General features: G+C 67.7%; 1 protein-coding gene. It reads right to left on the bottom strand.

The window, feature by feature from the left end:
• The coding region (locus E4K09_RS31220; protein ID WP_483238011.1) for a hypothetical protein at positions 1–168 on the bottom strand (168 nt) is incomplete at its 3' end.
• Between the last annotated feature and the right edge of the window lie 55 nt (positions 169–223).

Genomic DNA, 223 nt, shown 5'->3' with positions numbered 1-223 from the left:
CGTTTCGAGCCGGACAGCAGCCTCTCGCAGCTCGGGTCGGGCGGGCTGCTCGCCGAAGAGAACACCGCACACGAGGGAGAGCGCGAGAGCTTCGCTTCCCCGTCCCTGGGAAGCCGCGGCAAGAACAAGAGAGGCGGCCGCCCCGCCTTCGACCCCAAGCCGCTGGATAAGGGCCGAACGGACGTCTTGAGGAAGCCGAACGAGACGATCGAGGCCAACCGGT

Source organism: Microvirga pakistanensis, from assembly GCF_004458765.1.
Taxonomy (GTDB): Bacteria; Pseudomonadota; Alphaproteobacteria; order Rhizobiales; family Beijerinckiaceae; genus Microvirga; species Microvirga pakistanensis.
The sequence above is the reverse complement of the archived record's forward strand: the minus strand, read 5'-3'. Positions and strand labels throughout refer to the sequence as shown.